We start from the raw sequence: 4897 nt of genomic DNA on the forward strand, positions 1-4897 counted from the left end.
CCCGGCCCCTGCCGGCCGGCAGGCAGGAGTTCGACGGCCCGTCCTAGGTGGCATGGAGCGCCCGCACCAGCATGTCGGTCAACGCACCCGTGATGGCTTCGCTGGTCACCACCTTGTACAACCCGGCCGCGAGGGCGCACGCGCCCAGCGTCCCGACGGCGTACTCGGCCGTGGTCATCCCGGCGTCCGAGCGGCCCCGGAGCCGGGCCACCCTGCGCACCCGGCAGGCTGCCCGACGGCTCTTCCGCCGCCACGCCCCGGTCAGCGGGCGGAGCGACCGCCCGGTACCGGTCCCGATCGCGATCACTGCGGTCATGAGATCCTCCTGTCGTTCGTCGTCCGTCGATGTCCGTGCATCCGGCTCTTGTTCACATCGCCTGCGCGAAGCGGCTGGTGAGGCCGACGACCACCGGCACCACGCCGATCAGGACGAAGGCCGGGAGGAAGCAGAGCCCCAGCGGCGCGGTGGCGAGCACCGCCGCCCGGCGGACCCGGGCGTGGGCCGCGCGGGCAGCCGCCGTGCGCTGCCCCTGGGCCAGCCCGATCAGCGGGCCCGCGGCGGGGACGCCGCCGAGGCTGCTGCGCTCCAGGCAGCGCGCCAGCGGCGCCAGCGGCGGGTGCTGCTCGCCCAGTCGGCTCCAGCACAGCTCCGGCGGCGCGCCCAGGGCCAGTTCGGCCCCGATCGCCACCAGCCGGGGCCCCAGCGGCGCACCCACACTCCGGCCCACCGCCGACACGGCTTCCGAGGGCAGCGCCGCCGACCCGAAGCAGGCCGCCAACAGCTCGGCGCTCAGCGGGAGTTGCCTGGTCAGCAGTTCTTCGTCACGGGCCTCCCGGCGGTCGACCGGCGACCGCGCCCGGGCCGACCACCGGTGAACGCCCACCGCCAGCAGCACCCCGACGGCCAGTCCGGTGCCACCACCGAGCAGCACCGCCGCCGCGAGCCCGGCGACGGCCGCTGTGACCGCCCGGCGTCGGCGCCCAACATCCGTGGCCGTCAGCCCGGTTCGCCTTGCCGTCCCCTTTCCGCCCCGGGCCCGGGCGAGCACCCGTCGGCGCCTCACCCGGCCACGCACCGGCGTCCACCCCAGGGCCGCCCCGCCCACCGGGAGGGCGAGCGCGACCCACTCGATGCCCCGCATCACCTCGCCACCGCCCCGAGCGCCCGTGCGCGCACCCGCGACAGCCCGCAGACCCGCCCGCTCGCCCGAGGGCCGGGCGCCGTACGGCCGGAGGCTCGAATTCGCTCGCGCCGCCCCGGAGAAGCCTCCAGCGCGCCGTGGGCCGCCGCCCGGACGATGCGTGCCGTCCAGAACACGCCCAGGCCCTCCAGGACCGCCCCCGCCACGAGGCAGCCCAGCCCGGCCGGGGTGTGCAGCAGGACCTCCAACGGGTGGGCCCCGAGCGCCGCGCCGAGGAGCAGCCCGATGCCCGGCAGCGCGGCCAGGACGGCGATCGTCGCGCGCGGCCCGGCCAGTTCCCCGGCGATCTCCTCCGCCAGCGCCCGCTCGCCGCGCAGCGCCTCGGCGACCCGGTCCAGCGCGGCGGCGAGCCCCGACCCGCTGTCCGCGGCCACCCGCCAGCAGGCCGCGATGGCCGCGGCCCCACTGCCGCCCGGCAGTTCGGCCAGCAGGTGCAGCGCGGCGGGCACGTCCCCGCCGTAGCGGCCCGCGGCCAGCCGGGCCACCGGCTCCTCGCCGAGCCCGCGCAGCCCCGCCGGGTCGGCGGCGAGCCGCGCGGTCACCAGGTGCAGCGCCTGCTCCGGCGTCGCCCCGCCGCGCAACTCCCCCGCCAGGCCGGAGCAGAGCTCCACGACGGCCGCGGCCCGGTGCCGGGCCTCCGCCGCCAGGCGCCTGCGCGACCGCCACCTGCGCAGCGGCAGGACGGCCAGGGCCGCCGCGAGCACCGGCACCGGCGAGGCGGTGGCCTGCCCGGCGGCCAGTCCCGCCGGCAGGAGCAGCAGTTCGGGTGCCAGGAACCCCGGCAGCCGACCCCGGGCCCGCACCACCGTCTCCGGGCCCACCCGCAGCACCGGCGGCCCGCTGCCCGCCAGCACCAGCCTGGAGCGCCGCCCGCCCGGCAACTGCTCCTGCACCGCACGCCACGCCGCGACGGCCACCAGGCACAGCACTGCGGCCCAGCAGAAGGCAGGCTGACTCTGCGTCACATTGTTCACCTCCGTCCTCCTCGGTCCTTGCGCCCCGCAGCGCCGAGCAGCAGCAGGGCGCCCACGGCGCACCCGCTCAGCAGCAGGGCGAAGGCGAGTTCCACCGCCCGCGCGTCCGCACTCGCCGACCCGGCCACCGTCACCGTCACCGCGATCACGGCTGCCCCGACCCGAGCGACACCCCGCGTGCCGCCAGCAGTCCGATCAGCCGCTCCCAACCCGCACCGGGACGCAGGCCGCCGGACGCCGGGAAGGCCACCGCGGGCATGGTCACGGCCGACCCGTCACCGGCTCCGGTCAGCGTGTGGATCTCCGCCACCCGGCGCCGCCCCGAGCCCGGGTCGCGGACCAGGTGCACCACCACGTCGAGCGCGGCCCGCAGTTGGCTGTGCAGCGCCGGCCGGTCGAGACCGGCGAGCGAGCCCAGGGCCTCCAGTCGGACCGGCACGTCCGCCGCCGTGTTGGCGTGGACCGTGCCGCAGCCGCCCTCGTGCCCGGTGTTCAGCGCGGCCAGCAGGTCCGACACCTCGGCGCCGCGGACCTCGCCGATCACCAGCCGGTCCGGGCGCATCCGCAGCGCCTGGCGAACGAGGTCCCGCAGGGTGAACTCGCCGAGTCCCTCCTGGTTGGGCGGCCGGCTCTGCAGGCGGACCACGTGCGGGTGGGCCGGCTGCAGCTCGGCGGAGTCCTCGGCGACCACGATCCGCTCGTCCGGCCCGACCAGGCCGAGCAGGGCCGACAGGAGCGTGGTCTTGCCGGAGCCCGTCCCACCGGACACCAGCAGCGACAGCCTGGCCCGCACGATGCCCGCCAGCAGCTGCGCGCCTTCCGGTGGCAGCGACCCGCCCGCCACCAACTCGTCGAGCGTGAAGGGCCGGGGGCGGCAGACCCGCAGCGAGATGTGGGTGCAGCCGGCCGCGATCGGCGGCAGCACGGCGTGCAGCCGGGTGCCGTCCGGCAGTCGGGCGTCCACCCACGGGCGGGCGTCGTCCAGCCTCCGGCCGGCCGCGGTGGCCAGCCGGTGGGCCAGCCGCCGCACCGCCGCGGCGTCGGCGAAGCGGACTCCGTCGGCTCGCCGCAGGCCGCCGCCACGGTCGACCCACACCTCCTCCGGACCGTTCACCAGGACGTCCGTGACGTCGGGCGCCGCCAGCAGCCGGTCCAGCGGGCCCGCACCCACCAGTTCGGCGCGCAGCGAGCGCACGGTGTCCAGGACCTCGTCCCCGCCGAGCGGCGGGCGGGTGGCCCGCAGCGCGGCGGCGACCGAGCCGGCCGTCGGGGCGGCCCCCGACTCGGCCAGCCGCAGCCGGACCGCGTCCACCAGCGCCGCCGTGCGCTGCTCGCGGGCCGTCCGGCCGTACGGGCAGGGCTCGTGCGCGGGCTCGGGCGGCCCGCCGGGCGGCGGCACGCTCCGCAGCGGCCGGTGCTCCCGCGCACCGCCGCCCGGTTCGGGCGAGCCGGTCCGGAGGACCGTTCTGCGCAGACGGACCATCAGTACACACCTCCTCCGACCGCCGGCACCGGCGGCAGCACCTCGTTCAGGAAGCTCGCGCAGAAGCGCGCGAGCGGGCCGCTCTCCCGGCTCCCGGGCGGGACGCCCTTCACGATGTCCTGGGCCAGGCCCGGCTCCGGCTCCAGCTCTCCCGCCAGCGGCAACCGCAGCCCGCGGACGATCTGCCGGGCCGGGAGCCCGCCGGCCCGTGCCGGGCGCACCACGGCCCGGACGTCCCCGAGCCTCATCCGGGCCGCCGCCGCGACCCGGTCGGCGGCGGCCACCGCGCGCAGCTCGGCCGACACCACCAGCAGCGCCAGGTCGGACTGCTCCAGCGCCTGCCCGGCGGCCGCGTCGAGGTGGCGGGGCACGTCGACCACCACCAGCCCGCCGCGCCGTCTGGAGGCGGCCAGCACGCTGCGCATGGCCTCCGGCGGCACCGTCAGGGTGTCGCCGCGGTCCCAGGACAGGCAGGACAGCGCGGAGAGCCGTTTGAGCGCCGGCAGTGCCCGGGCCAGCTCGGCCCCGCTGACCCGCCCGCGGGAGCCGGCCAGATCGGGCCAGCGCAGCCCGCTGACCCGCTCGCCGCCGAGCAGGATGTCCAGGCCCCCGCCCAGCGGATCGCCGTCCAGCAGCATCGTCCGCCGGCCCGCCCGCGCGGCCGCGACCGCCAGCGCGCAGGCCAGGGTCGAGGCTCCGGCCCCGCCGGACCCGCCGAGCACCGCGACGGTGACCGCCGGGCAGCCGACGCCCTCGGCCGCGTCGGCGATCCGGTCGAGCAGCCAGGCCTCGGCGTCGGGCAGGAACAGCACGTGCTCGGCCCCGAGTTGGACGGCTCTGACCCACACCCCGGGGTCGTCCAGGTCCAGCCCGAGCAGCAGCACCCCGCCGCGCCGCCCCAGCCCGGAGCAGCGGACGGCCTGGTCGTCCCCGACCAGGACCAGCGAGGCCCCTTCCCAGAGCTCCCGCGTCGGCGGCGCGCCCCGGACCAGCCTCGGCTCGGTGCCCGCCGCCGCGCAGATCCGCAGCAGGTGCTCGGCCAGGCCGTCGTCCTCGGTGACGACGAGCGGCCCGGCGACCGCGGGGCCCTCGGCGGTGATGTGGTCGGCGATCGGCGTCGACATGGATTCTCCCCTCCGCGGCGCCCGCCCCCCCCGGGGGCGGCGGGGCCCCCCGGCCGGGTGCCGCGGGCCGCCCCCCCCCCCACCCCCAACGCCAAGCGGGGGGGGGGGGAACAG

General features: G+C 78.6%; 6 protein-coding genes. All 6 read right to left on the reverse strand.

Annotated elements, in window-relative coordinates; genetic code table 11:
• Positions 1-43 precede the first annotated feature (43 nt).
• From ACIQOV_RS27600 to ssd, 6 genes are read right to left on the reverse strand one after another with little or no spacing between them, the layout of a single operon-like run.
• Positions 44-316 (reverse strand): DUF4244 domain-containing protein, encoded by a 273-nt coding sequence (locus ACIQOV_RS27600; protein ID WP_401053023.1) that lies wholly within the window; start codon positions 314-316, stop codon positions 44-46.
• 52 nt (positions 317-368) lie between these two features.
• Entirely contained in the window at positions 369-1142 is a 774-nt protein-coding gene (locus ACIQOV_RS27605; protein ID WP_401053025.1) for a type II secretion protein F, read from the reverse strand.
• Positions 1142-2167: a type II secretion system F family protein gene (locus ACIQOV_RS27610; RefSeq protein WP_401053027.1), complete on the reverse strand. Its 1026-nt coding sequence runs from the start codon at positions 2165-2167 to the stop codon at positions 1142-1144. Before ACIQOV_RS27610 ends, ACIQOV_RS27605 begins: the two co-directional genes overlap by 1 nt.
• Positions 2168-2172: 5 nt before the next feature.
• Positions 2173-2325 (reverse strand): hypothetical protein, encoded by a 153-nt coding sequence (locus ACIQOV_RS27615; protein WP_401053029.1) that lies wholly within the window; start codon positions 2323-2325, stop codon positions 2173-2175.
• On the reverse strand, positions 2322-3659 hold the full coding sequence (locus ACIQOV_RS27620; RefSeq protein WP_401053031.1) for a TadA family conjugal transfer-associated ATPase: 1338 nt from the start codon (positions 3657-3659) through the stop codon (positions 2322-2324). The genes ACIQOV_RS27615 and ACIQOV_RS27620 overlap by 4 nt, the downstream gene beginning before the upstream one ends.
• Entirely contained in the window at positions 3659-4783 is a 1125-nt protein-coding gene (gene ssd / locus ACIQOV_RS27625; RefSeq protein WP_401053033.1) for a septum site-determining protein Ssd, read from the reverse strand. The genes ACIQOV_RS27620 and ssd overlap by 1 nt, the downstream gene beginning before the upstream one ends.
• Positions 4784-4897 lie beyond the last annotated feature (114 nt).

Source organism: Kitasatospora sp. NPDC091257, from assembly GCF_044757675.1.
In the GTDB taxonomy this organism is placed as follows: Bacteria; Actinomycetota; Actinomycetes; order Streptomycetales; family Streptomycetaceae; genus Kitasatospora; species Kitasatospora lactacystinica.